This window comes from Streptomyces sp. NPDC007346, assembly GCF_040703535.1.
Classification (GTDB): Bacteria; Actinomycetota; Actinomycetes; order Streptomycetales; family Streptomycetaceae; genus Streptomyces.
Genome location: NZ_JBEYKR010000011.1, coordinates 33,221 through 57,904, shown reverse-complemented (window position 1 = coordinate 57,904; position 24,684 = coordinate 33,221). Strand labels below are relative to the sequence as shown.

Below are 24,684 nucleotides of genomic sequence, written 5' to 3'. Positions count from 1 at the left end.
CCGGCCCCCGCGAACGAGCCCCCTCCCCCTCAGCTCGGCGGCGCGAGCCCCAGGCGGCGGTCCTTGAGCGCCGGGAACTGCTCCCGGACCGTGCCCACCTTCGCCGGGTCGAACGCCACGGTCAGGACCTCCTCGTCCGCCCCGGCCTCGGCGAGCACCTCGCCCCAGGGGTCGACGACGATGCTGTGCCCGGCCTGCGGGGTGTCGGCGTGGGTGCCCGCCGTGCCGACGGCCAGGACGTACGCCTGGTTCTCGACGGCGCGGGCCTGCGCGAGGAGCGTCCAGTGCGCGCGCCGCCGCTCGGGCCAGCCCGCCGCCACGACGAGCGTCTCGGCGCCCGCGTCGACCAGCCCGCGGAACTGCTCCGGGAAGCGCAGGTCGTAGCAGGTGGCCAGGCCGAGGGTGGTCTGCGGCAGGGACACGGTCACCAGCTCCTCGCCGGCGCCCATCATCACCGCCTCGCCCTTGTCGAAGCCGAAGCGGTGGATCTTGCGGTAGACGGCCGAGCGCTCGCCGTCCGGGGTGAAGACGAGCGTGGTGTTGTAGAGGGTGCCGTCCGGCGCGCGCTCGACGAAGGAGCCCGCGTGCAGCCAGACCCCGGCCTCGGCCGCCGCCTTGGCCATCGCGTCGTGGGTGGGGCCCTGGAGCGGCTCGGCCTCCTGCTCGAAGGCGGTGTGGGCGAACGCCCCGACCGGCCAGAGTTCGGGAAGGACCACCAGGTCGGAGCCGCGCTGGGCGACCACCAGGGAGGCCGCTCGCTCGCGGCGGGCCGCGACGGATTCGTCCGGGTCTACTGCGATCTGGATGAGGGAGGCGCGCACACTACCACCGTCCTGGCATTCGAGTCGTCAACACGGGCCTACGATCGTCACACGAAAGCACTGCCGGGGTGCCTGCTCGCAGCGTAACTTAGGCGATTGAACCTCCCACGCAGCCAGCAGACAGCGCCGTCAGTGCCGGCCCGCCCGCCAGCACTCCCTGCTCTCTCCAGCCCATGCACCGAAGAACCGCCGAGGGGTCCCGTGACCGTCCATCCCATCCTCCAGACCTACGCCGACGCCGCGACCCACTCCATCGAAGCGATAGCCGAGTTGGTGAAGCCGCTCGCCGAGGGGGAGTGGAACGGCCGTACGCCATGCCCTGGATGGTCGGTGCGGGACATCGTGTCGCACGTCATCGGCATGGAGTGCGAGATGCTCGGTGACCCGCGCCCGATCCATACGCTGCCGCGCGACCTCTACCACGTGCAGAGCGACTTCGCCCGCTACATGGAGATGCAGGTCGACGTCCGGCGCCACCACACCGCTCCGGAGATGACGTCCGAGCTGGAGTACGTCCTCATCCGCCGCGCCCGGCAGCTGCGCAACGAGTCCCGCGCCCCCGACACCATGGTCCGCGCGCCCCTGGGCGCCGAGCAGACCCTCGAAGTGGCGCTCAACTTGCGGGCCTTCGACGTCTGGGTGCACGAGCAGGATCTGCGGGCGACGCTCGGTCAGCCGGGCAACCTGGACTCCCCCGGCGCGCACATCACCCGGGACGCCCTGCTCGCCGCGCTGCCGAAGGTGGTCGCGAAGGACGCGGGCGCACCGGCCAACTCGGCGGTGGTGCTGGACGTGCACGGCCCGGTGGAGTTCCTGCGGACGGTACGGGTCGACGCGGAGGGCCGCGGTTCGGTCGACGGCTCGCCCTCGCTGGGCCCCGCCGTGACGCTCTCCATGGACTGGGAGACGTACGTGCGCCTCGCCTGCGGCCGGGTCCGGCCCGCCACGGTCGCCGACCGCGTCAAGGCCGAGGGCGACCAGGAGCTGGCCACCGCGATCCTGGACCACTTCGCCGTCACCCCGTAGCTCCGGCTTTCCCGGCGGCGCCCGTCCCGGCAGTTCACGGGTGGGCGGGCGCGCCGCCGAGCACGTACGGGTCGACCCCGAGCACGTACGGGTCGACCCCGAGCACGTACGGCTCGATCCCGTACGACACGTACGACAGGGCCCTACGCGGGCACGTGCACGGCCTCCACCCGGCTCACCACATGGTGGTCGCGTTCCCTGAGCGCCGCACGGCGGCGCAGCCGCAGGATCTGGGCGACCCCGAGCGCCTCCAGGACGAAGACCGAGGCGAAGGCGACCCGGTAGTTGCCGCCCGTCGCGTCCAGCAGCACCCCCACGGCGAACAGCGTCGTCATCGAGGCGATGAACCCGCCCATGTTGACGATCCCGGACGCGGTGCCCTGACGCTCCGGCGGATTGGCGGGCCGGGCGAAGTCGAAGCCGACCATCGAGGCGGGGCCGCAGGCGCCCAGCACGACACACAGGGCGGTCAGCAGCCACATCGGTGTGTGCTCGGCGGGGTAGAAGATCGCGCAGGCCCAGAGAAGGGCGGTCGTCGCGACCGTGCCCAGCGCGATGGGGGCCCGTGCCTCCTGGTGGCGGGCGATGACCTGCCCGTAGACGAGCCCCACCACCATGTTGGAGAGCACCACCAGGGTGAGCAGCGTGCCCGCCGTCGCCCGGCTCAGCCCCTGCGCCTCCACGAGGAACGGCATCCCCCAGAGCAGCAGGAACACCATCGCCGGGAACTGGGTGGTGAAGTGCACCCACATCCCGAGCCGGGTCCCCGGTTCTCGCCAGGCGGCGGCGATCTGCTTGCGTACGTACGCGGCGCCCGCGTGCTCGGCGGGCGGCGGCTCGTGCCCCTCGGGGTGGTCCTTGAGGAAGAGCAGGAGCAGGACCAGCACCACCACACCGGCCACCGCACTGCCGGCGAAGGTGGTGGTCCAGCCGAAGCTGTGCAGGGCCCGCGCGATGAAGAGCGTCGAGACGAGGTTGCCCGCCATCCCGAACAACGCGGCGACCTGGGCGATCAGCGGCCCGCGCCGGGCCGGGAACCAGCGGCTGCCGAGCCGCAGCACGCTGATGAACGTCATCGCGTCACCGCAGCCGAGCAGGGCACGTGCGGCGAGCGCCATGCCGTACGAGGGGGAGAGCGCGAACCCGAGCTGCCCGACCGTGAACAGGACCGCGCCGATGGTGAGGACCCGCTTGGTGCCGAGCCGGTCGACCATCAGCCCCACGGGTATCTGCATACCCGCGTAGACGAGGAGCTGGAGGATGGAGAACGTCGACAGGGCGGAGGCGTTGACGTCGAACCGGTCGGCGGCGTCGAGACCGGCCACGCCCAGGCTCGTACGGAAGATGATGGCGACGAAGTAGACGGCGACGCCGATGCCCCAGACCCAGGCGGCCCGCCGGCCCCCGGGTGGATCACCGGGCAGGGAGAGTGTGGGGGTGGCCGAACTCACCGGTCCTCACCCCGGACCAGCACCCGCACACGCCCGACATGGCGCCGCACGACCTGCGCGGCCTCCTCGGCGTTCCCGCCCTTGATCGCCTCCAGCAGCTCACCGTGCTCGGTGATGTTGGCCGCGATCCTGCCCGGGTGCGCCTCCATCACCGCGACGCCCATCCGCAACTGGCGGTCGCGCATCTGGTCGTAGAGGCGCGAGAGGATCTCGTTCCCCGCGTGCTTCACGATCTCCGCGTGGAAACACCGGTCCTTGACGGCCACCGCCGCCAGATCCCCGGCCTCCGCCAGCTGCCGCTGCTCCTGAAGGAGCTGTTCGAGCCGCGCGATCAACCGGGGTGACGCGGGAACAGCTTTACGCGCCGCGAACTCCTCCACCAGCAGCCGGGTCTCCACCACGTCCTTGATCTCCTGCGCGGAGACCGCGAGCACGAGGGCGCCCTTCTTCGGGTAGAGCTTGATCAGCCCTTCGACCTCCAGCCGCAGCAGCGCCTCCCTCACAGGCGTCCGCGACACCCCCACCGCGTCCGCGAGCCCCCCTTCGGTGAGCAGCGTCCCGCCCTCGTAGCGACGGTCCAGGACCGCCTCCTTGATGTGCGCGTAGACACGCTCGGCGGCGGGCGGCTGCTTGAGGGAGGTGCGGGGCGGCTGTACGGGGGCGGGCGCGGGGGCCGAGGCGGGCATGCGCACAGCATAGATACAACATGCACGCATGGAGGAGCGGCGTCCGGATTCTGGACCGTGGCGGGTTTCCTGCGTCGAAGAGGTGCATCGCAGCGTGCGCTACATGGCCTGTGCAGCGTGCGCTACGTTGAGCGGGTGACAGGTCACGCCATCGAAGAGGTACGTCTCACCGCGTTCAAGAGCTTCCACGGCGCGGTGCTCCCCCTGGCGCCTCTCACCGTCCTGATCGGGCGCAACAGCAGCGGTAAGTCGAACGCGCTGGACGGACTGGAAGTCCTCTCCCGACTGGCCCGTGGCGACGACATCAACGAGGCGCTGGAGAGCCGGCGCAGCGCGGCGGGCCCGGTGCGTGGCGGGCTGAACGGGTGCGTGCCGCACGGCTCGGACCGGTTCTCGCTGGGCTGCACGGTCAGTACGGAGCACGGCCCCATCACGTTCGACGTGACGATCAAGGTGGATCCGGAGGTGCAGATCATCGAGGAACGGCTCACCGGCCCGACCTCGAACGGCACCAAGCCGCTCCTCACCAGCGGGGAGCCCAGCACTCAACGCGCCGACATCGACGCCTCCTGGCACAACGGCAGGCCGGGCCGCAACCCCCGAGCCCCCTTCCGCAGCAGTCGGCTGCTGACCTCTCAGCTCCTCCTCCGCGTCCCCGGCGACAGCGATGGGGAGAACGACACCCTCTGGGCTGCCGAGTCGCTGCTGACCGCGCTCACAGGCGCCTTCCACCTCGATCCCGTACCGCACCTGATGCGACAGTACGTACCGGCTCGCGACACTCACCTCCGCAGAACGGCGGAGAACCTGTCGGCAGCCGTCGGCAACATCCAGCGGCGCGACCCCGGCCTCTTCGCCCGCCTCGTCGATCTCCTGCGCGGGCTGGCCGATCACGACATCGAGCGGCTCGCCGTCACCAAGTCGGAACTGGGGGACGTCATGCTCGCGCTGGACGAGGGCCCCTTGGGCCTCACACCCGCCCGCGAGATGAGCGATGGCATGCTCCGCTTCCTGGCGATCACCACTTCGCTGCTCACGGGCGGCGAAGGACTCGATCTGGGCGCGTCACCCGTCGGCGGCCTCGACCGCTCCCTGACCCTCGTCATCGAGGAGTTGGAGAACGGACTGCACCCCTCGCAAGCGGCGGAGGTCCTGCGGCTCGTACGCGGTGCGGCCACCGAGAGCGCGACCCGGGTCCTGATCACCACCCACAGCCCCGCCCTCCTCTCGGCCCTCAGCGGTGACGACCACCAAGGGGTCGTCGTCTGCTCGCGCGACCGCACAACAGGCACCAGCCTCCTGACCAGGCTCACCGAGCTGGACGGCTACGCCACGGCGATGGGAGCGGGCCCGCTGGGCGACGTGGTGACCCACGGCCGCCTGATGCGGGAGGAGCGCGGCGACCAGGACTACGCCGAATTCGACCGGCTCCTCGGGATCGGGTGAGACCGTGGCCCGGGGGGTGGAGTTCGTCGATACGTCGATCCTGTGCAATCTGCTGGAGGTTCCCGGCAAATGCCAGGACCGCAAGCGAGTGATCGACGAGTTGAAGACCAAGCGGGAGCGCCGGAACACCGATCTACTGCTGCCGGTCACCGCGATCATCGAAACCGGCAATCACATCGCCCAGGTTTCGGACGGCCGCGCTCGCCGGTCCTGCGCGGAACGGCTTTCCGGCGTACTGACCACCGTCATCGAAGGTAAAGCCCCCTGGGCGCTCAACGAGGTCGAGTGGGACGCGGCGGCCCATCTCCAGGCCCTCGTGGACGGCGGCAGCACGGGAAGCAGCCTGATCGAGCACGCCTGCAACCGGCTCGGCTGCGGCGACCTCAACATCCTGGTCGAGCGAGACCGGTATCTCGCGCGTACGTCCGGGGTACGGGCCACGATCTGGACGCTCGACGAACTGCTTTCCTCCTACGCCTGAGCTGAGCCCGCCGTCTGCGCTTATGGACGACCAGGGTCAAGTCTGCGCAAATTCACCCGTTCGGGAACGCATCCATTGCCCTGCCCCAGCAGTCTCACCACCGAGCGGCACCCTTATGTGGCCGCATATCAGGGGCATTTGGAGCGTTCAGTTGAAAATCGTGATCAAGCGCATCAATCGCGTCACCATCACAAGCACCGTGGCTCTCACCGCAGGTGCGGTGCTGGCCAGCGGCGCCTTCGCTTCGACGGCACACGCCGCCACTCCGCCGCCGGCTCCGAAGCTCGTCGCCAAGGGCGGCTTCGTGATGAACAGCGGCACCGGCAAGAGCCTGTTCAGCAAGACTGCGGACACCCGCCGCTCCACCGGCTCCACCACGAAGATCATGACCGCCCTCGTGGTGTTGCAGCAGAAGAACGTGAACCTGAAGACCAAGGTCACGATCCAGAAGGCGTACAGCGACTACATCGTCTCCAAGAACGCCTCGTCCGCCCGGCTCATCGTCGGCGACAAGGTCACCGTGGGCCAGCTCCTCTACGGTCTGATGCTCCCGTCCGGCTGCGACGCGGCGTACGCCCTGGCCGACAAGTTCGGCACCGGCACGACCCGTGCGGCCCGCGTGAAGTCGTTCATCGGCAAGATGAACGCCACGGCGAAGAGCCTCAAGCTGAAGAACACCAACTTCGACTCGTTCGACGGCATAGGGGGCGGGAAGAACTACTCGACCCCCCGCGACCTGACGATCATCGCCCGCCAGGCGATGAAGAACCCCACGTTCCGCGCGGTCGTCAAGACGAAGTCGACGAAGCAGACGGTCACCACGAAGAACGGCGGCAAGCGCGTCATGTCGTGGGCCAACACCAACAAGATGCTCAGCAGCTACAGCGGTGCGATCGGCGTGAAGACGGGCTCGGGCCCGACCGCCAAGTACTGCCTGGTCTTCGCGGCGACGCGCAACGGCAAGACGGTCATCGGCACGGTCCTCACATCGACCAACGAGGCGACCCGCACGGCGGACGCGAAGAAGCTCATGGACTACGGGTTCAAGAAGTAGCCCGCCCGCGAGTACGGCGAAGGGGCTCGGCCCGCACGGTGTGTGCGGGCCGGGCCCCTTCGTCGTACGTACGGCCTATGGCCTACGGCTGCTGCGGCCGGCGCAGGTCGGCCTGGAAGGCATCCCATGCGGCGGGCGCGACGGTGAGGACGGGGCCGCCGGGGCGCTTGGAGTCGCGGACGGCGACGGTACGGGGGATGTTGCGGGCCACTTCGACGCAGTCGTGGTCCTTGGTGCTGTAGCTGGACTTGGTGAACCGGAACGTTCTCATTCCCTCATCCCCTTGGCGATGCTCTGCATGAGCTGTACGGAATCATGTGGCGACAGGCTCGATGTCACCAGGCTGTTGAACATCCCGATGAAGACGGCGCTCCGTTCCGCGTCCTCGATCCAGATCTCGGAGCGCGAGGCGTCCATGTGGACCACGTCCACAGCCCTGTCCTCGCTGAACGACAGGATATTGAACGGCCCGCCGACCCCGCTGTGTCCACCGGACCGGAACGGCAGCACCTGGATGTGGATGTTGGGAAGCTCCGACAGATCACACAGGTGATTGAGCTGCCGCCGCATGACGTCAGGGCCTCCGATGAGCTGCCGCAAGGCTGCCTCCCAGATGACGGCGTGCATCAACAGCGGGTTGTCGCCGTGCAGCCTTCGCTGGCGCCGCGCCCGAGTCTCCACCACGGCTTCGATCTGGTCGATGTCGTCCCAGGGCAGATCCGCCACGCCCATCGCCCTGGTGTACTCGGCAGTCTGGAACAGCCCCGGAATCAGGGCGACCTGCCACTGCCTGTTGCGCAGCGCGCCGTCCTCCATGGCGATGTAGTCCACGCCGCCCGGAACAAGGCCGTTGTCCCACCAGCCCTTCACCTTCCGGCGCTCGCGGTCCGTCTTCGCGATGTCCAACAGTCCGGCGACGACCTGGTCGTCCGCCACCCCGTACAGCTGGCACAACGCCCGGATGTCCGGATCGCGGATCGGAACCCACCCGCTTTCCATCTTCACCACCTTGGTCGCCGTCGCGCTCAGGTATTCGGCAGCCTGCTGCTGCGTCATGCCCGCTCCGAGCCGCAGGCGTTGCAGCTCGCCACCGAGGCGTCGCCCAAGCACAGTGGACGTCCGATTGCCGCGTGCAGCGACTCCGGAATTCCGCATCTCGCCCTCCCGCTGATCACGCACAGTGTGCCAGCAAGCACGACGGCAGCGCCCCTCATTCGCTCGTACGGGGAATATCTTCCCCAAAGTGCTTGAGTCCCAGAGCTTTCTGTCGCTACTTTCAGCACTCCGCTGATTGCACAGCGGATCGGAACCAGCGCAAGCTCGCCACCCACCCCACCCCGGAGGCACGCGACCATGACCGCAGCCCAGGAGATCTCAGCCCCCGCCCCCGAGCCCATCCTCCGGGAGGACCGGGTCGACTACACGCCCACCGCTCGCAGCGTCTCGCTCAGCCGGCATCGGGCCGCTCGGCTCGTCCTTCAGTGGGGGCATCCGACCATGGCCGGGGACGCGGCGCTCCTGGTCAGTGAGTTGGCCACCAACGCGCTGCTGCACGGAGTCATCCGGGGGCGGCTCTTCCGGGTCCACCTCACCCTCACCGAGTTCGTCCTCCGGGTCGCCGTCAGCGATGCGCGTGGGGAGCGGCTGCCCTGCCTCCGGCAGCCCGAGGCCGACGACTGCTACGGGCGCGGGCTCCTGATCGTGGCTCAGCTCGCCGACCACTGGGGCGTCGAGCCCCGCACCGTCGGCAAGTCGGTGTTCGCCGAGCTGTCCGTACGGTGAAGCCCCAGACATGCCGGTGGGCCCGTACGCGGAGCTGCGTACGGGCCCACCGGCCGAGCACCTACGCCCAGGTGATCAGGCGCTTCGGCTGTTCCAGGATCGCCGCCACATCGGCCAGCACCTTGGAGCCCAGCTCGCCGTCGACCAGGCGGTGGTCGAACGACAGCGCCAGCGTGGTGACCTGACGCGGCTTCACCTTGCCCTTGTGGACCCACGGCTGGAGCTTGATCGCGCCGACCGCCAGGATCGCGGACTCGCCCGGGTTCAGGATCGGGGTGCCCGTGTCGACGCCGAAGACGCCGACGTTGGTGATCGTCACCGTGCCGCCCGCCATCGCCGCCGGGGACGTCTTGCCGTCCCTCGCCGTGGTGACCAGCTCGCCCAGGGCCGCCGCGAGCTGCGGCAGCGTCTTGTCGTGCGCGTCCTTGATGTTCGGCACGATCAGGCCGCGCGGGGTGGCCGCCGCGATGCCCAGGTTGACGTAGTGCTTCTGCACGATCTCCTGGTTGGCCTCGTCCCAGGCGGCGTTGACCTCGGGGTTCCGCTTGATCGCGACCAGGAGGGCCTTGGCGATGATCAGGAGCGGGTTGACCCGCACCCCTGCCATCTCCTTGTCCTCCTTCAGCTCCGCCACCAGCTTCATCGTGCGCGTCACGTCGACCGTGACGAACTCGGTGACGTGCGGCGCGGTGAACGCGCTGCCCACCATGGCCTGCGCGATCGCCTTGCGGACGCCCTTGACCGGGATACGGGTCTCCCGGGCCGAGCCGACCGCCGCCGGGGCCTCGGCAGGAGCCGCCGCCGGCTCGGACGCCTGAGGCGCCGCAGCCAGGGAAGCCGGAGCCGGGGAGGCCTCAGCCGCCGGAGCCGCCGCCGCGTGCACGTCCTCGCGGGTGATGATCCCGTCCTTGCCGGTCGGTACCACCGTCGCCAGGTCGATCCCCAGATCCTTGGCGAGCTTGCGTACCGGCGGCTTGGCCAGCGGGCGGCCGGCCGGAGGAGCATCGACCACGGGAGCCGCGGAACCGTGACCGTTCAGCTCGGCCTGCACAGCCGCCGCCACCGCGGCGGCCTCCGGCGCGGCCGAAGCCCCCTTGCGCGGGCGGCGCTTGGTGGAGGACTCCGCGACCCCGTAGCCGACCAGGACCGGCGTACGGCCCTTCGGCTCCTCGGCGGGAGCCTCAACGGGCTCCTGCACCGGGTCGGCCGCGGGAGCAACAGCGTCGTCGCTGCCCGGCGCCACGTCCACCGTGATGATCACCTGGCCGACGTCGACCGTCGTACCCTCCGGGAAGCGCAGCTCGTGCACCACGCCGTCGAACGGGATCGGCAGCTCCACCGCCGCCTTCGCCGTCTCGACCTCGCACACGACCTGGCCGTCGGTGACCGTGTCACCGGGCTGGACGAACCACTTGAGGATCTCGGCCTCGGTGAGCCCCTCGCCCACGTCGGGCATCTTGAACTCGCGGAAGCGAGCGGACGTCTGCGTCATCGTCGTCACGACCCCTCTCTTCTCAGTACGCCAGCGAGCGGTCGACAGCGTCGAGCACCCGGTCCAGGCCCGGCAGGTACTCGTCCTCCAGCCGCGCCGGCGGGTAGGGCGCGTGGTAGCCGCCGACCCGCAGGACGGGGGCCTCCAGGTGGTAGAAGCTGCGCTCGGTGATCCGGGCGGCGATCTCCGCGCCGGAGCCGTAGAAGACGGGGGCCTCGTGGACGACGACGAGCCGGCCGGTCTTCTCCACCGACGTCTGGATGGCGTCGAAGTCGATCGGGGACATCGAGCGCAGGTCCAGGACCTCGATGGACTTGCCCTCCTCCTGGGCGGCCGCGGCCGCCTCCAGGCAGACCTTCACCATCGGGCCGTACGCGACGAGCGTCAGGTCGCTGCCCTCGCGGACGGTGACGGTCTTGTGCAGCGGGCCGGGGATCGCGTCGGTGTCGACCTCGCTCTTGTCCCAGTAACGCCGCTTGGGCTCGAAGAAAATGACCGGGTCGTCGCTCTGGACGGCCTGCTGCATCATCCAGTAGGCGTCGCTCGCGTTGGACGGCGAGACCACCTTCAGGCCCGCCACGTGCGCGAAGAGCGCCTCGGGGGACTCGGAGTGGTGCTCCACCGCGCCGATGCCACCGCCGTACGGGATACGGACGACGACCGGGAGCTTGATCTTGCCGAGCGCGCGGGCGTGCATCTTGGCGAGCTGCGTGACGATCTGGTCGTACGCGGGGAAGACGAAGCCGTCGAACTGGATCTCCACGATCGGGCGGTAGCCGCGCAGGGCCAGACCGATCGCGGTGCCGACGATGCCGGACTCGGCGAGCGGGGTGTCGATCACCCGGTCCTCGCCGAAGTCCTTCTGGAGGCCGTCGGTGATACGGAAGACGCCGCCGAGCTTTCCGACGTCCTCACCCATGATGAGGACCTTGGGGTCGGTGTCGAGGGCCAGGCGCAGCGACTCGTTGAGCGCTTTCGCGATGGACATCTTTTCCACGGCCATGGCTACTTGCCCTCCTCGGCGGAGTCTGCGAACGATGCCTGGTAGGCGGCGAACTGGGCGCGCTCCTCGTCGACGAGGGAGTTGCCGTCGGCGTAGCCGTGCTCGAACAGGGCCATCGGCTCCGGGTCGGGCATCGCCCGTACCGCCTCGCGGACCCGCTTGCCGAGGGTCTCGCTCTCCGTCTCCAGCTCGGTGAAGAAGGACTCGTCGGCGAGCTTCTCCTTCTCCAGGTAGGCGCGCAGCCGCAGGATCGGGTCCTTGGCCTCCCAGGCGGCCCGCTCCTCGTCGGCCCGGTACTTCGTCGGGTCGTCGGAGGTGGTGTGGGCGCCCATGCGGTACGTGAACGCCTCGACCAGGGTCGGGCCCTCGCCGCGGCGGGCGCGCTCCAGCGCGGAGCGGGTGACGGCCAGACACGCGAGTACGTCGTTGCCGTCGACGCGGACGCCGGGGAAGCCGTACCCCTGCGCGCGCTGGTAGAGCGGCACGCGGGTCTGGCGCTCGGTGGGCTCGGAGATGGCCCACTGGTTGTTCTGGCAGAAGAACACGACCGGCGCGTTGTAGACCGCGGAGAAGGTGAACGACTCCGCGACGTCGCCCTGGCTGGAGGCGCCGTCACCGAAGTACGCGATCACGGCCGAGTCCGCGCCGTCCTTGGCGACGCCCATGGCGTAGCCGGTGGCGTGCAGGGTCTGCGAGCCGATGACGATCGTGTACAGGTGGAAGTTGTTGGTCGTCGGGTCCCAGCCACCGTGGTTCACCCCGCGGAACATGCCCAGCAGGTTGGTGGGGTCGACCCCACGGCACCAGGCCACACCGTGCTCGCGGTAGGTCGGGAAGACGTAGTCGTCGTCGCGCAGCGCCCGGCCGCTGCCGATCTGCGCGGCCTCCTGGCCCAGCAGCGAGGCCCACAGGCCCAGCTCGCCCTGACGCTGGAGGGCGGTCGCCTCGGCGTCGAAGCGGCGGGTGAGGACCATGTCCCGGTACAGACCGCGCAGCTCGTCGGCGCTGAGGTCGATGCTGTAGTCCGGGTGCTCGACACGCTCGCCCTCGGGCGTCAGCAGCTGCACGAGCTGGGGCTCGGAACTCTGCGGCTTCTTCGCGGCGCTGGTCCGCTTACTGGCGCGTCGCGGTTTACGCGCGGCGGCAGTGCTCTCCACGGTCACGTGCGTGCTCCTCCGTCGGTCCGGCCCCCGGGGTCTGCCGGGAGACCAGTGCGGCTCGCCTGTGTCCGGACCCGTGCACGGGGTGGGTGCTTCTCGGCCGGGATACAGGCGTGACAGGTGCCCCGGCGAGCGCCCTGTCATAGGCACGTTACCCAGTGCGTCGCACAACTGCGAAACCCTATCTGACCTGCGATTTTGCTTGGATTTCCAAGTAAATCGAAAAAATCGCGAAGCTCTGCTGGTCACAGCACTGGGAACAGCCTTGCAGGCCGCCGGAACAACGGCACGTTATCCCGCGGATCAGCGGCTGGGAAGAGCGGAGGGGAGGCGAGTATGTGAGACTGCGATCGTGCGCGAAGATGGAAAAATCACGGTATTTCTGCTCGACGATCATGAGGTCGTCCGGCGCGGTGTCCATGAGCTGCTCGCCTCCGAACCTGACATCGAGGTGGTCGGCGAGGCGGGTACGGCCGCCGACGCGCTGGTCAGGATCCCGGCGACACGTCCGGATGTGGCGGTGCTCGACGTCCGGCTGCCCGACGGCAGCGGCGTGGAGGTGTGCCGGGAGGTCCGTTCGCTGGACGAGAACATCAAATGCCTGATGCTCACCTCGTACGCCGATGACGAGGCCCTTTTCGACGCGATCATGGCCGGTGCGTCGGGTTATGTACTGAAGGCGATCCGGGGCAACGAACTGCTCAATGCCGTACGGGACGTCGCCGCCGGAAAATCGCTGCTGGACCCGGTGGCGACCGCCCGCGTGCTGGAGCGGCTGCGCGACGGCGGCAGCGGCAGGGGCGACGACAAGCTCTCCGGCCTCACCGAGCAGGAGCGCAGGATCCTGGACCTGATCGGGGAGGGGCTGACCAACCGGGTCATCGGGGAGCGGCTGCACCTCGCCGAGAAGACGATCAAGAACTACGTCTCCAGCCTGCTGTCCAAGCTGGGCATGGAGCGCCGCTCGCAGGCGGCCGCGTACGTCGCACGGCTCCAGGCGGAGCGCCGGTGAGCCGAGCGCCGCCGGGTCGAGCGCTGCCGAGCTGAACGCCGCTGAACCGGGCGCTACTGAGCCGAACGGGTCCTTACGGGCCGGCCCTCGGGGACTTTGGTCCCGGGTCACCCAGGGCCGGGGACTCTTACCCGGCCCCTACGTGTGCCGGACAGTGGACCGTATGCCCTCCGACGAATCCCCCGCGCCCACGGCGATGGAGCTGCTCCGCCGGGTCCCGTACGGCCGTCTCGCCACCAGCATGCGCGCCCTGCCGTTCCTGGCGGTGGCCCGGCACGTCGTGAGCGACGGCCGCATCCTGCTGCGGATGCACAGCGGCTTCGGCTACCACGAGGCGTGCGACGGGAGCGTCGTCGCCTATGGAGCCGACAACTACAACGCGGCCGCGTCGGGCGACGGCGGCGACCTGTGGTCGGTGCAGTTCACCGGGCCCGCCGAGATCGTCCACCCCTGCTCCGAGCAGGCGGAACTCTTCGGTGCCGCCCCCGTCCGCGCCAACGGGGAACCCTTCGAGCCGGCCTACCTCCGGGTCGACCCGCACTTCGTCACGGAGCACACTCTGGCCTTCGACGCAAGTCAGCTTGTCCGCCACGCAGCGTGATCTACCATTTGGTAAGTGCCGCGCTCATATGTAACCCGCCCACCAGTTCCTCCGGTCGGCGAGGTGCTGCGCCGCTATCCCCACGTGGGAGAACCGCTCGCCTGCGAGCCGATCACCAAGGGCCTGCTGAACCACGGATACCGCGTGTCCACCACCCGCGGCTCCTACTTCCTCAAGCACCACCTCGACAAGAGGCACATCGACGACGCCACCGGTGAACGCGCCACGATCGTGCGCCAGCACCGCGCCACCCAGCGCCTGGCCTCCCTCGGCGTCCCCGTCGTCCCGCCCCTGGCCGACGCGGAAGGCACCACGGTCACCGTGATCGGCGACCGCTGCTACGCCCTGCACCCCTGGGTCGACGGCCTGCACCGGGTCGGATCCCAGCTCACCCCCCACCAGTCCCGGCGTCTCGGGACGCTCCTCGGAGCCGTACACACCGCTCTTGAGCAGGTCATGGAGCCGGGCGGGGCGCCTGAGCCGTCGGTGGGGTCCGTGCCCGCCGGGTACGGCAGCCCGCGCGCCGCCGACACGTTCGCCCTGATCGACGAACTGCTCGCGATGGCGCGCGGGCAGCGCCCCCGGGACGCCCCGCGCGATGCCTTCGACGAGCTCGCCGTGCACCGGCTCGTGGAGCGCCGGTCCCTGCTGGAGCGGCATGCGCACCGCCGCCCGCCCACCCCGGACGGGCCCGCCACCGGGTGGGTGCACGGGGACTTCCATCCGCTCAACCTGCTCTACCGGGGCGCCGATCCGGTCGCGATCGTGGACTGGGACCGGCTGGGCGTCCAGCCGCGCGCCGAGGAGGCGGTCCGGGCCGCGGCGATCTTCTTCGTGCAGCCGGGCGGGGAGCTGGACCTGGCGAAGGTACGGGCCTACGCCCGCGCGTACCGGCGCGCGGCGGGCGCGAGCGCGGCCGAACTGGCCGCCGCCGTGCACCGGGTGTGGTGGGAGCGGCTCAACGACTTCTGGATACTGCGCTGGCGCTACCGCCTGGACGACCGAAGGGCCGACCCGCAGTTCCCCGCGGTGTCGGCCCTGGCGGTGTGGTGGACCCGTGAGTACGAGGCGGTGTGCGCGGCGTTCACGGAGTGACGCGTGCGCGTAGGGATCACGCGTGCGCGTAGGGATCACGCGTGCGCTCAAGGGGGCACGCGTGATCCGTAAACGTGATCCGTAAAGGGGTCACGCGTGCGTCTATGAGGTGATGCGTACTCCTATAAGGCGATGCGCACCCCTATGACGTGACGCGTGCGCCTGTGAGGACGCGTACCCCTATGACGTGGCCCGGACTCTACGGAGCGGTGCCCCCCGCCGCAGGGCCGCCGGCCGCGTCGCCCGTACCGCTGTTGCCGGCGTTGCCCGCGTTCGCGCCTTCGGAGCCGCCGGGCTCCCCGCCGTTGCCGCCCGGTGTGCCCGGGTCGGTGGTCGGTTCGGTGGGGTCGCCGCTCGGTTCGCCGCTGGTGCCCTCGTTGGTGGTGCCGTCCGTCGTCCCGGCGTCCGTGTTGTCGGACGGGGTCGGGGACGGGGTGAACGAGGGCTGGGTCGGGGTCGGGGGCGGGTTGTACGGCGGCGGTTCGGGCTGCGTCCGGCCGCCTCCGGGGTCGGTCGGCTGCTCGGGCTCCTCCGAGGGCTCCTCCTCGGTCGGCTCCTCCGAGGGCGTCTCCTCGGACGAGCTCACCGAGGTGGACGGCGTGACCGGCGTCTTCTCGTTGTCGTCGCCCTTCGACGCGCTGATGGCGAAGGCCACCCCGGCGCCGATCGCGACCAGGGCGAGCAGCACGAAGAGCCACATCTTGTTGCGCCGGCCGCCGCCGTGCTGACCGTTGTCGTAGCCGTTGTATCCGTTGTATCCGCCGTCGTCCGGGTTCATCGGGGGCAGGATCGGGCCCTGCGAGGTGTCCCCGTGCATCGGGTGGCCCATGGCCCGGGTCGAGCCCGTCATCCCGTGCGGCGGGGTCTGGCCGCCCTCGTGAAGCCCGACCGGGCCGGTGTTCCACGTACCGGTGTGGCCGCCCTGCACCTGGAGCATCTGCAGGCTGTACTGGACCAGGCCGCGCATCTCCTCGGCGCTCTGGAACCGGTCGTCCGGGTCCTTGGCCAGCGAGCGCATCACCATCCCGTCCAGCTCCGGCGGCACCACGTCCGAGACCTCCGACGGCTGCACCGGGATGTCCTGGACGTGCTGGTAGACCACCGAGAGCGGGGTCTCGCCGGTGAACGGGGGCCGCAGCGCGAGCAGTTCGTAGAGCAGGCAGCCCGTCGCGTACAGGTCGGAGCGGTGGTCGACGGCCTTGCCGAGCGCCTGCTCGGGGGAGAGGTACTGCGGCGTGCCCATGACCATGCCGGTCTGGGTCATCGTCGACTGGGCGCCGTGCAGCGCCCGCGCGATGCCGAAGTCCATCACCTTGACCGCGCCGGAGTCCGTGATGATCACGTTGGCGGGCTTGATGTCGCGGTGCACGATGCCGTGCTGGTGCGAGTAGGCCAGCGCCTCCAGCACCCCCGAGACGATGATCAGCGCCTGCTCGGGCGGGGGCGCCTCGGCGGTCAGCAGGAGGTCGCGGATGGTGCGGCCCTCGACCAGCTCCATCACGATGTACGGGACGGTCTGGCCGCCCACGGTGTCCTCGCCGGAGTCGTACACGGCGACGATCGCGTGGTGGTTGAGACCGGCGACGGACTGCGCCTCGCGCGTGAAGCGGGCCTTGGAGACCGGGTCCTCGGCCAGGTCGGAGCGGAGCAGCTTGACCGCGACCGTACGTCCGAGCCGGACGTCCTCCGCCGCGTACACCTCCGCCATGCCGCCCCGGCCGAGCCGGTAGGTCATCCGGTAACGTCCGTCACCGACGACGCCGCCGACACCCCAGGCGTCGGAGCCATCCGAAACTCCGCCGCCGTTTGCTTCGGAATCGGGTGCCATCAGTCCTCGCCGTCGTATCTGTCCGCGCGTCCGCGGGTTCTCACGGTGCCTTGCTGCATTGCCACGTCACGCTACAGCCTCCGCCGGACACCCAGGTTCCGCACCGGACGGATCATCGGACCGGCCGGCGCACCTCGCACCTGGGTTGTCGGCGTTTCCTGTAACGCTTCCGAGACGCTTCCTGTGCTTAGGGTCACGGAACGGGCACCCGGCTTGACGTGTCGGACCCCTCGGGCAGACTTGGCGCGTAATCGCGTTGTACGGAACCAGGTCGCACGCGACCGCGTCCTACAGAAGCGTCGCGTGTGCATCACGTCGTGTGCGCGGCACATCACGTGCGCACACCGCGTGCCAGGGCCGCGCCGCCGAGGGGGAAGCAAGTCATGAGCCAGGACGGCGCACAGGGCCGCTATGCGGGCGGGGCGGTGGCAGGCGGCCGCTACCAGCTGCGTGACCTGCTCGGCGAGGGCGGGATGGCGTCCGTATACCTGGCCTACGACTCCGCTCTGGACCGCCAGGTCGCGATCAAGACCCTCCACACCGAGCTGGGGCGCGAGCAGTCGTTCCGCGAGCGGTTCCGGCGCGAGGCGCAGGCCGTCGCCAAGCTCCAGCACACCAACATCGTCTCCGTCTTCGACACCGGTGAGGACGAGCTCGGCGGCGCGCTGATGCCGTACATCGTCATGGAGTACGTCGAGGGGCAGCCGCTCGGCTCGGTGCTGGCCGCCGACATCCATCAGTACGGTGCGATGCCCGCCGACAAGGCGCTCAAGGTGACGGCGGACGTGCTGGCCGCGCTGGAGACCAGCCACGAGATGGGCCTGGTCCACCGCGACATCAAGCCCGGCAACGTGATGATGACCAAGCGCGGCGTCGTGAAGGTCATGGACTTCGGCATCGCCCGCGCCATGCAGTCCGGTGTCACCTCGATGACGCAGACCGGCATGGTCGTCGGCACCCCGCAGTACCTCTCCCCCGAACAGGCCCTGGGCCGCGGTGTGGACGCCCGATCCGACCTGTACTCGGTCGGCATCATGCTCTTCCAGCTCCTCACCGGCCGCATCCCGTTCGACGCGGACTCGCCGCTCGCCATCGCGTACGCGCATGTGCAGGAGGAGCCGGTCGCGCCCTCCAGCATCAACCGGTCGGTCACCCCCGCGGTGGACGCGCTCGTCGCCCGCGCCCTCAAGAAGAACCCGAACGAGCGCTTCCCGAGCGCCGCCGCGATGCGGGACGAGATCGCCCGGGTCCTCAACGCCTCCGGCGGCCAGACCGGCGCCCCGGCGATCGTCGCCGGGGGCGGTCCCGCGAACAGCGGTGCGGGCGTCGGCTCGGCGGTGTTCCCGCCCGTGGACCAGGCCACCCCCGCCCCGCAGAGCGTCCAGACGCCGTACCAGCCGCACCCGCAGCACCAGCAGCCGCACCACCCCGGCCCGTACAACCAGCCGGCCCCGACGCCCGCGCCGGGCTACGGCTACCCGCAGGCGGCCCAGAGCTACCCGACGCCGGGGCCCCTCGCCCACCAGACCCCGCCGCCGTACACGATCAACCCGCAGCACGAGACGGCCGCCGGCGCCGCGGGCGGCTCCTCCTCCAAGCGGAACATGCCGGTCATCGTCGGCTCGATCGTCGTCGCGCTCATCGCCGTCGGCGGGCTGATCACCGCGCTCGCCCTCCAGGACAACAAGGACGACGAGGCGGGCAAGGGCGGCGACCCGGGCACCAGCGAGACCTCGACGGACGAGGGCTACCGGCCGCCGGAGCGCAACCGGACGATGAAGACGACGAAGTGCACGGACGCCATGGAGGACTCCAACGACCCGAAGAAGGTCCAGGCGCCCAACTTCGTCTACAAGGACATCCTCTCGGCCAAGGAGTGCGCGGCGGCCGCCGGCTGGACGGTCAAGGAGATCGAGGAGCCGGGCAACACGTACGCGGAGGGCCAGGTCGTCGGACAGTTCCCGTCCTCGGGTACGGCGGTCTCCGAGCGCGGCGCCCACTTCGAGCTGAAGGTCTCCACGGGCCGGCCTTCCTGAACGGTCCGTCCGGGGTGACCTGCTTGGTCGCCCGGTGTTTCTGCTGTTGCTGGCGTTCTCAGCGTTGTCGGTGCTCCCGGTGCTCCCGGTGCTCGTACGTGATCGCCGCGCGGCCGATCTGATCATGTGCGAGGCCTCCGATCTCCGATCCGGAGCGGTAATCGACCCGGAACGGCCGGTTGTCTCCGCCTCTCCCGTCCGGGATGCCGGGTGCTGGAGCCCGTGTGACGCTGATCTCATGGTTCCAGGACGTCCGGCCGTGTGGCCGTCGAGGTGCGCGGTCTGTCTGCTGCTGGCGGCCGGCGCGGTGCTGGGGCCGTGGGGGACACCGGGCCCACCGGGCGGGACCGCCTACGGGGCGTCGGCGGCCGACTCCCCTCCCACCGGCGCCACACCCACCGCCACACCCCCTGGCCCGTCGAGCCCCGCCGCCACGCCGCTCCCGTCGGGGACTCCGGCGGGCGCCGCGCCCCCCTCGGCCCTCCCTTCGGCCGACCCTCCCTCCGGGCTTCCTTCGGCCCTGGTCCTGCCTCTGCCGCTGCCTCTGTCGCCCCTGCCGTCCGGCCTCCCCGGCTCCGGAGAGGCGGAAGGGCCCGTCGGCAGCCCCTCCGCCGAGCCCGGTGACGTGGACGGCTCCGCCGAGGCCCCCTCCGACTCCGCCTCGTCCTCCCCCAGCCGTTCCGCTTCCGTCGAGGTGTCGGGGTCGACCGCGCCCATGGCCGGGCGCGAGGCCGGGGCCGGGAAGGCGCGCCCCGGGCGTTCGCTGACCCCGCTGGAGCTGACGCGGGCCGAGACGCCGACCGAGCCGGAACCGTCGCTGGGGCCCGAGGACACCGCCGCTGACCTGCTGGTCTTCACCCCGCCGCCCGAGGCGTTCAGCGAGCCGGGGCCTCCGCCCGCCCGCGCCCTGGACGCCGCCGCCGTACGTCAGGTCCAGCAGGTCTCGCTGGGTTCGGGGATCGCCCTGGTGGGGCTCGGACTCGCCTTCCTCGCCTTCCGCTTGCGCCGTGTGAACTGATCGTCCCCCTCCGTGGCCGCTCCGCCCGGACGACTTGCCAAGAGCAACATACTCGGTATACATACTCAGTATGTCGATCCGCCACGGGCTGCTGGCCCTTCTGGAGCGGGGCCCTCGGTACGGGTCCCAGCTCCGCACCGAGTTCGAGTCGCGCACCGGCTCCACCTGGCCCCTCAACGTCGGCCAGGTCTATACGACGCTCAGCCGCCTGGAGCGCGACGGCATGGTCGTGCAGGAGGGGGCCGACGAGGCCGGGCACGACCTGTACGCGATCACCGACGGCGGCCGGGCCGAGCTGCGCAGCTGGTTCGAGACCCCGGTGGACCGCACCAGCCCGCCCCGCGACGAACTGGCCATCAAGCTGGCCATGGCCGTGGGGGCCCCGGGTGTCGACATCCGTGATGTCATCCAGTCCCAGCGCCACCACACCCTCAAGGCCATGCAGGACTACACCCGGCTCAAGGCCCAAGCCCTGGCCGATGTCCCGGCCAACCGGGACGAGGTCGCCTGGCTCCTCGTGGTGGAGCAGCTGATCTTCCAGGCGGAGGCCGAGGCCCGCTGGCTCGACCACTGCGAGTCGCGGCTCGTCCGCCTCGCCGAAGCCGCCGCCACCGAGCCCTCGGCCGAACCCGGCCCGGCGGCCACCCGCGGACCGGCCCGCGCCCTGACCGGGCGTACGAAGGTCCGGCGCTGAGCCGGGCCGGCACCGAGACGGTCCGACCGGCCCTGCACTGAGGCCGCCCGATCGGGCCCGCATCGAAGCCCGACCGACCGGCCCCGGCCCCGGCCCTGGCGCCGTGCCTGCTCGACCGGCCCGTCCCGGCCCTGACCTTCACCTTTCCCGTCCCGCACCCAACGACCAGCGCGACCTTCCCAGGGGGGAACCACCCACCATGTCCTCGCCCGCCGTCACACCGCCGCCGCCGTCCTCCGGGGCACCCGCAGGCGCCCCCGTACTCGAACTGCGGGACCTGACCCGTACCCACGGCTCCGGCATCGCCGAGGTGCACGCCCTGCGCGGGATCAGCCTCGCCGTGTACCCGGGTGAGCTGGTCGCCGTGATGGGGCCCTCCGGCTCCGGGAAGTCCACCCTGCTGACCCTGGCCGGCGGGCTCGACAACGCCAGCAGCGGCCAGGTGATCATCGAGGGCCAGGACATCGCGTCCCTCGGCCGCAAGGGCGTCGCCGCCCTGCGCCGCCGCAGCGTCGGGTACGTCTTCCAGGACTACAACCTCATCCCCGCCCTGACCGCCGCCGAGAACATCGCGCTGCCGCGTGAACTCGACGGCGTCTCCCTGCGCAAGGCCCGCAAGGAGGCCCTCGCCGCACTGGCCGAGATGAAGCTGACCGAGATAGCCGACCGCTTCCCCGACGAGATGTCCGGCGGACAGCAGCAGCGCGTCGCCATCGCCCGCGCCCTCGTCGGCGACCGGCGCCTCGTGCTCGCCGACGAGCCGACCGGAGCGCTCGACTCCGAGACCGGGGAGGCCGTCCTCGCCCTGCTGCGCACCCGCTGCGACCAGGGCGCGGCGGGGGTCATGGTGACCCACGAGCCCCGGTACGCGGCCTGGGCCGACCGGGTCGTCTTCCTCCGTGACGGTTCGATCGTCGACCAGACGCTGACCACCGGGGCCGACTCACTCCTCACGACGGGAGCGTCGGGAGCCGCGGAAGCGGCAGAGCTCGGCGGAGCCACCGGAACCACCGGGCCCACCGGGCCCACCGGGCCCACCGGAACCAGCGGAACCAGCGGAACCAGCGGAACCAACGGCTCCACCGGAACCCCCGAGGCCGCCAAGTGAGCCTCTTCCCCGGATGGCGCGCCGCCTTCCGCATAGCCAGACGTGACGCGATGCGGGCCAAGGGCCGCAGCGCCCTCGTCGTCGCGATGATCGCCCTGCCGGTCCTCGGTGTGACCGCCGCCGACCTGACGTACCGCAGCGCCCTGCCCACCGTGGCGGAGGAACTGACGGCGGATCTGGGGGCGGCCGACGCCCGCTTCACGGACCAGGGGGCGGGCCCGGTCCGGCTGGAGCAGATGCCCGACGGCATCATGTGGCAGACGCCCGAGGACACCCCGGAGAGGCGTGAGGGGGACCAGCCGAAGCCCGTCGACGTACCGGCGACCTTCCCGAAGGGCTCGCGGTACGTCACCGAGCAGTCCGTGCCCGCGTCCGTGACCACCCGCCACGGCATCACCAACACCGAGATCACCGAACTGGCCGTCGCGGACCCGATGCTGCGCGGCCGGGTCGAACTGACCGACGGCGCCTACCCGCGGGCCAAGAACGAGATGGCCGCGACCAGGGCCTTCCTCGACGCGTCCGGGCTCTCCGTCGGCGACCGCGTCACCGTGCGCGGCCCCGAGCAGGTCTACACCCTCACCGGAGCGGTGGAGCTCCCCGCCGAGCTGAAGGCCGAATCCCTGTTCGCCGTCCCCGGCGCGGTCATCGCCCCGTGGCAGAGGACCGCCGACGGCGACAAGGAGATCCTGCCGCCCCAGGCGAGCAGGCTGAGGTGGCTGGTCCAGGGCCCGCCCGGGGCAGGCGTGACCTGGCCGGACGTCCTCGCCGCCAACGACAAGGGCGTGGTGGTACGAGCCCGCCAGGTCGTCCTCGACCCGCCCCCGGACTCCGAAGTCCCCATGGCCGCGAGCTTCCAGAGCTGGGAGAACGACAACAGGGAGCTGACCGCGGCGGCCCTCACCGTGGCCGCCATGGCCGTACTGGAGATCGTGCTGCTGGCCGGTCCGGCGTTCGCCGTCGGCGCCCGCCGTTCGCGCCGGCAGCTGGGCCTGGTCGGTTCGTGCGGCGGCACCCGCGGCCAGGTCCGGGCCGTGGTGCTCGCGGGCGGTGCGGTGCTCGGCGGAGCCGGCGCGGTCGTCGGCGTCGGGGCCGGGTTCGGGCTCACCGCCCTGTTCCGCCCGATGATCGAGGAGTTCACCGGCAGCCGCTTCGGCGAACTGACCGTCCGGCCCTGGGAGATCCTCGCCATCGCCGTACTCGGCCTGGTCACCGGTGTCCTCGCCGCACTCGCCCCGGCGATCGTGGCGGGCCGCCAGTCCGTCCTGGAGTCGCTCACCGGCCGCCGCGGCTCCCGCCGCAGCTCCCGGGTGCTGCCCATCGTCGGCTCCATCGTGCTCGCGGGCGGCACAGCCGTCGCCGTGTACGGGGGCGTCAGCGGCAACACCACCCTGGTCGCGGGCGGTTCGGTCCTCGCCGAACTGGGTCTCCTCGGCTGTATCCCGGTCGTCGTCGGCCTGCTCGGCCGGCTCGGCCGCCGGCTGCCGCTGACGCCCCGCATCGCCCTGCGCGACGCGGCCCGCAACCGGGGCCGTACCGCACCCGCCGTCGCCGCCGTCATGGCCGCCGTCGCGGGCAGCGTCGCCATCGCCACGTACACCGCCAGCGGCAACGCCGAGCAGGCCTACAACCACGAGCCCAACCTCACCCCGGGCACCGCCGCGCTGATGGCCTTCGACCCCGCCGAGAAGCCCGACCTGCTCCGCGCGCGGGCCGCCGTCGAGCAGAACTACCCCGTGACCGGGGCGCCCGCCGGGCTCGGCCGGGTCTGGGCGGGCAGCGACTGCTTCGTGTACTACGAGGAGGAGAACGGCTGCGGAACCCTGGAGATCGTCAAGCCCACCGGGAAGGCCCACTCCTGCCCCCTGAAGGGCAAGGGCGCCAGGGAACTCGCCCTGCGGATCTCGGCCGACGAGCACAAGCGGCTGATGAACTCCCCCGCCTGTGTGGACGCGAACTACACCATGATCACCTTCGGCAGCAGCGACCACAAGATCGTCATCGGGGACGCCGCCCTGCTCACCTCGTACGTGAAGCTGGACGACCCGGCCGCGGCGAAGGCCCTCGCCGCGGGCACGCCCGTCCTGCTCAACTCGGCGTACGCGAAGGACGGCGAGGTCACCCTCAAGGCACACCACCTCTACAACGAGCGTGACAAGAAGATGCGCGCCCTGCACCCCGGCAAGGACCGCACCACCACGGACCGGTTGAAGGTGTACGTCGCCCCGGACCGCTACGCGGTGACCCCGGGCATCCGCATGGTGATGCCGCAGCAGACCGCGGACCGGCTCGGCCTGCACACGGAGGAGCTCGGCTCCATCTACACGCTGAACCGCGAGCCGACCGACGCCGAGCAGCAGGCGGCCGACGCGGCGATGGCGCAGGCCGGCGACCGCGCGTACGTGTCGACCGCCAACTCCGCCCTGCAACGTGACGACGCGACGGTCCTGCTGATCCTCGCCCTCTTCGCCGGGATCGTGACCCTGGGCGCGGCGGCCATCACGACCGGGCTCTCCAAGGCCGACGCGGAGGCCGACCTCACCACCCTCAGCGCGGTGGGCGCGCCCCCGGGCGTGCGGCGCTCGCTCTCCGGCTTCCAGTGCCTGGTCGTCGCCCTGACCGGGGTGCTGCTGGGGACCGCGGCGGGGATCGTGCCCGCCATCGCGCTGCGCCTGACCGACCTGCGCGAGGCCCTGGCGGTGATGCGGGCGGATCCGATGCAGTCGGCGTACACGCCGATCGTGATGCCGTGGGAGACCATCGCGCTGCTGGCCCTGGTCGTCCCGGTGCTGGCCGGACTGCTGGCCGCCGGCCTCACCAGCTCCCGGCTGAAGCTGGCCCGACGGGCGGGTTAGGCGCCCGCTCCGCGTGCCCTCGGGACGCATCCGGT

The 24,684-nt window shown here is 70.9% G+C and carries 22 protein-coding genes; 13 read left to right on the top strand and 9 right to left on the bottom strand.

The features are described 5' to 3' along the window. Positions 1-29: 29 nt before the first annotated feature. The gene (locus AB0917_RS05925; protein WP_366818229.1) at positions 30-821 is read right to left on the bottom strand and encodes a carbon-nitrogen family hydrolase; all 792 of its coding nucleotides are present in this window, start codon (positions 819-821) and stop codon (positions 30-32) included. Positions 822-1,022: 201 nt separating this feature from the next. Here AB0917_RS05925 and AB0917_RS05920 point away from each other — a divergent pair, with 201 nt between their 5' ends. Beyond that, positions 1,023-1,847 carry a maleylpyruvate isomerase family mycothiol-dependent enzyme gene (locus tag AB0917_RS05920; protein ID WP_366818228.1) on the top strand — a complete coding sequence of 275 codons (825 nt, stop codon included), beginning with the start codon at positions 1,023-1,025 and terminating at the stop codon, positions 1,845-1,847. A 143-nt stretch (positions 1,848-1,990) separates the two neighbouring features. On the opposite strand, the gene AB0917_RS05915 is transcribed toward AB0917_RS05920, so the two are convergent. Beyond that, on the bottom strand, positions 1,991-3,298 hold the full coding sequence (locus AB0917_RS05915; RefSeq protein WP_366818227.1) for an MFS transporter: 1,308 nt from the start codon (positions 3,296-3,298) through the stop codon (positions 1,991-1,993). Continuing rightward, the gene (locus AB0917_RS05910) at positions 3,295-3,984 is read right to left on the bottom strand and encodes a GntR family transcriptional regulator (protein ID WP_366818226.1); all 690 of its coding nucleotides are present in this window, start codon (positions 3,982-3,984) and stop codon (positions 3,295-3,297) included. The genes AB0917_RS05915 and AB0917_RS05910 overlap by 4 nt, the downstream gene beginning before the upstream one ends. A 135-nt stretch (positions 3,985-4,119) precedes the next feature. On the opposite strand from AB0917_RS05910, the gene AB0917_RS05905 reads away from it, so the two are divergent. The 3 genes from AB0917_RS05905 (at position 4,120) to AB0917_RS05895 (ending at position 6,965) form a co-directional block, all read left to right on the top strand. Beyond that, the gene (locus tag AB0917_RS05905) at positions 4,120-5,430 is read left to right on the top strand and encodes an AAA family ATPase (protein ID WP_366818225.1); all 1,311 of its coding nucleotides are present in this window, start codon (positions 4,120-4,122) and stop codon (positions 5,428-5,430) included. A 16-nt stretch (positions 5,431-5,446) separates the two neighbouring features. Continuing rightward, a complete protein-coding gene (locus AB0917_RS05900; RefSeq protein ID WP_366818224.1) occupies positions 5,447-5,911 on the top strand; it encodes a hypothetical protein in 465 nt (154 codons plus the stop codon). 151 nt (positions 5,912-6,062) lie between these two features. Further along, the gene (locus AB0917_RS05895) at positions 6,063-6,965 is read left to right on the top strand and encodes a D-alanyl-D-alanine carboxypeptidase (protein WP_366818223.1); all 903 of its coding nucleotides are present in this window, start codon (positions 6,063-6,065) and stop codon (positions 6,963-6,965) included. 82 nt (positions 6,966-7,047) lie between these two features. Here AB0917_RS05895 and AB0917_RS05890 read toward each other — a convergent pair whose 3' ends face one another. Both AB0917_RS05890 and AB0917_RS05885 read right to left on the bottom strand, forming a co-directional pair. After that, complete coding sequence (locus AB0917_RS05890; protein ID WP_366818222.1) at positions 7,048-7,236, bottom strand: DUF397 domain-containing protein; 189 nt, start codon at positions 7,234-7,236, stop codon at positions 7,048-7,050. After that, positions 7,233-8,120 carry a helix-turn-helix transcriptional regulator gene (locus tag AB0917_RS05885; RefSeq protein ID WP_366818221.1) on the bottom strand — a complete coding sequence of 296 codons (888 nt, stop codon included), beginning with the start codon at positions 8,118-8,120 and terminating at the stop codon, positions 7,233-7,235. The genes AB0917_RS05890 and AB0917_RS05885 overlap by 4 nt, the downstream gene beginning before the upstream one ends. 198 nt (positions 8,121-8,318) lie before the next feature. On the opposite strand from AB0917_RS05885, the gene AB0917_RS05880 reads away from it, so the two are divergent. Beyond that, positions 8,319-8,747 carry an ATP-binding protein gene (locus AB0917_RS05880; protein ID WP_366818220.1) on the top strand — a complete coding sequence of 143 codons (429 nt, stop codon included), beginning with the start codon at positions 8,319-8,321 and terminating at the stop codon, positions 8,745-8,747. A gap of 61 nt (positions 8,748-8,808) precedes the next feature. On the opposite strand, the gene AB0917_RS05875 is transcribed toward AB0917_RS05880, so the two are convergent. The 3 genes from AB0917_RS05875 to pdhA are packed head-to-tail and all read right to left on the bottom strand — an operon-like array spanning position 8,809 to position 12,405. Next, complete coding sequence (locus AB0917_RS05875; protein ID WP_366818218.1) at positions 8,809-10,248, bottom strand: dihydrolipoamide acetyltransferase family protein; 1,440 nt, start codon at positions 10,246-10,248, stop codon at positions 8,809-8,811. Between the two features lie 13 nt (positions 10,249-10,261). Then, the gene (locus AB0917_RS05870) at positions 10,262-11,242 is read right to left on the bottom strand and encodes an alpha-ketoacid dehydrogenase subunit beta (protein WP_366818217.1); all 981 of its coding nucleotides are present in this window, start codon (positions 11,240-11,242) and stop codon (positions 10,262-10,264) included. A 2-nt stretch (positions 11,243-11,244) separates the two neighbouring features. Beyond that, the gene (gene pdhA, locus AB0917_RS05865; RefSeq protein WP_366818216.1) at positions 11,245-12,405 is read right to left on the bottom strand and encodes a pyruvate dehydrogenase (acetyl-transferring) E1 component subunit alpha; all 1,161 of its coding nucleotides are present in this window, start codon (positions 12,403-12,405) and stop codon (positions 11,245-11,247) included. A gap of 349 nt (positions 12,406-12,754) precedes the next feature. Between pdhA and AB0917_RS05860 the strand changes: the two genes are divergently transcribed. From AB0917_RS05860 to AB0917_RS05850, 3 genes are all read left to right on the top strand, one after another. Next, entirely contained in the window at positions 12,755-13,414 is a 660-nt protein-coding gene (locus AB0917_RS05860) for a response regulator transcription factor (protein WP_366818214.1), read from the top strand. A 163-nt stretch (positions 13,415-13,577) separates the two neighbouring features. Continuing rightward, positions 13,578-14,015, top strand: coding sequence for a pyridoxamine 5'-phosphate oxidase family protein (locus AB0917_RS05855; RefSeq protein ID WP_366818213.1), 438 nt, complete (start codon positions 13,578-13,580; stop codon positions 14,013-14,015). 63 nt (positions 14,016-14,078) lie between these two features. After that, positions 14,079-15,110, top strand: coding sequence for a phosphotransferase (locus AB0917_RS05850; protein ID WP_366818258.1), 1,032 nt, complete (start codon positions 14,079-14,081; stop codon positions 15,108-15,110). Positions 15,111-15,309: 199 nt separating this feature from the next. On the opposite strand, the gene AB0917_RS05845 is transcribed toward AB0917_RS05850, so the two are convergent. Next, positions 15,310-16,938, bottom strand: a complete 1,629-nt coding sequence (locus AB0917_RS05845) for a protein kinase (RefSeq protein WP_366818212.1) — start codon at positions 16,936-16,938, stop codon at positions 15,310-15,312. Between the two features lie 383 nt (positions 16,939-17,321). On the opposite strand from AB0917_RS05845, the gene AB0917_RS05840 reads away from it, so the two are divergent. The 5 genes from AB0917_RS05840 (at position 17,322) to AB0917_RS05820 (ending at position 24,649) form a co-directional block, all read left to right on the top strand. After that, positions 17,322-18,974: a protein kinase gene (locus AB0917_RS05840; RefSeq protein WP_366818211.1), complete on the top strand. Its 1,653-nt coding sequence runs from the start codon at positions 17,322-17,324 to the stop codon at positions 18,972-18,974. A 238-nt stretch (positions 18,975-19,212) separates the two neighbouring features. Continuing rightward, a complete protein-coding gene (locus tag AB0917_RS05835; protein ID WP_366818210.1) occupies positions 19,213-19,992 on the top strand; it encodes a hypothetical protein in 780 nt (259 codons plus the stop codon). Between the two features lie 70 nt (positions 19,993-20,062). Next, on the top strand, positions 20,063-20,686 hold the full coding sequence (locus AB0917_RS05830) for a PadR family transcriptional regulator (RefSeq protein ID WP_366818209.1): 624 nt from the start codon (positions 20,063-20,065) through the stop codon (positions 20,684-20,686). 199 nt (positions 20,687-20,885) lie between these two features. Continuing rightward, a complete protein-coding gene (locus AB0917_RS05825; protein WP_366818208.1) occupies positions 20,886-21,794 on the top strand; it encodes an ABC transporter ATP-binding protein in 909 nt (302 codons plus the stop codon). Continuing rightward, positions 21,791-24,649: an FtsX-like permease family protein gene (locus AB0917_RS05820; protein WP_366818207.1), complete on the top strand. Its 2,859-nt coding sequence runs from the start codon at positions 21,791-21,793 to the stop codon at positions 24,647-24,649. The genes AB0917_RS05825 and AB0917_RS05820 overlap by 4 nt, the downstream gene beginning before the upstream one ends. Positions 24,650-24,684 lie beyond the last annotated feature (35 nt).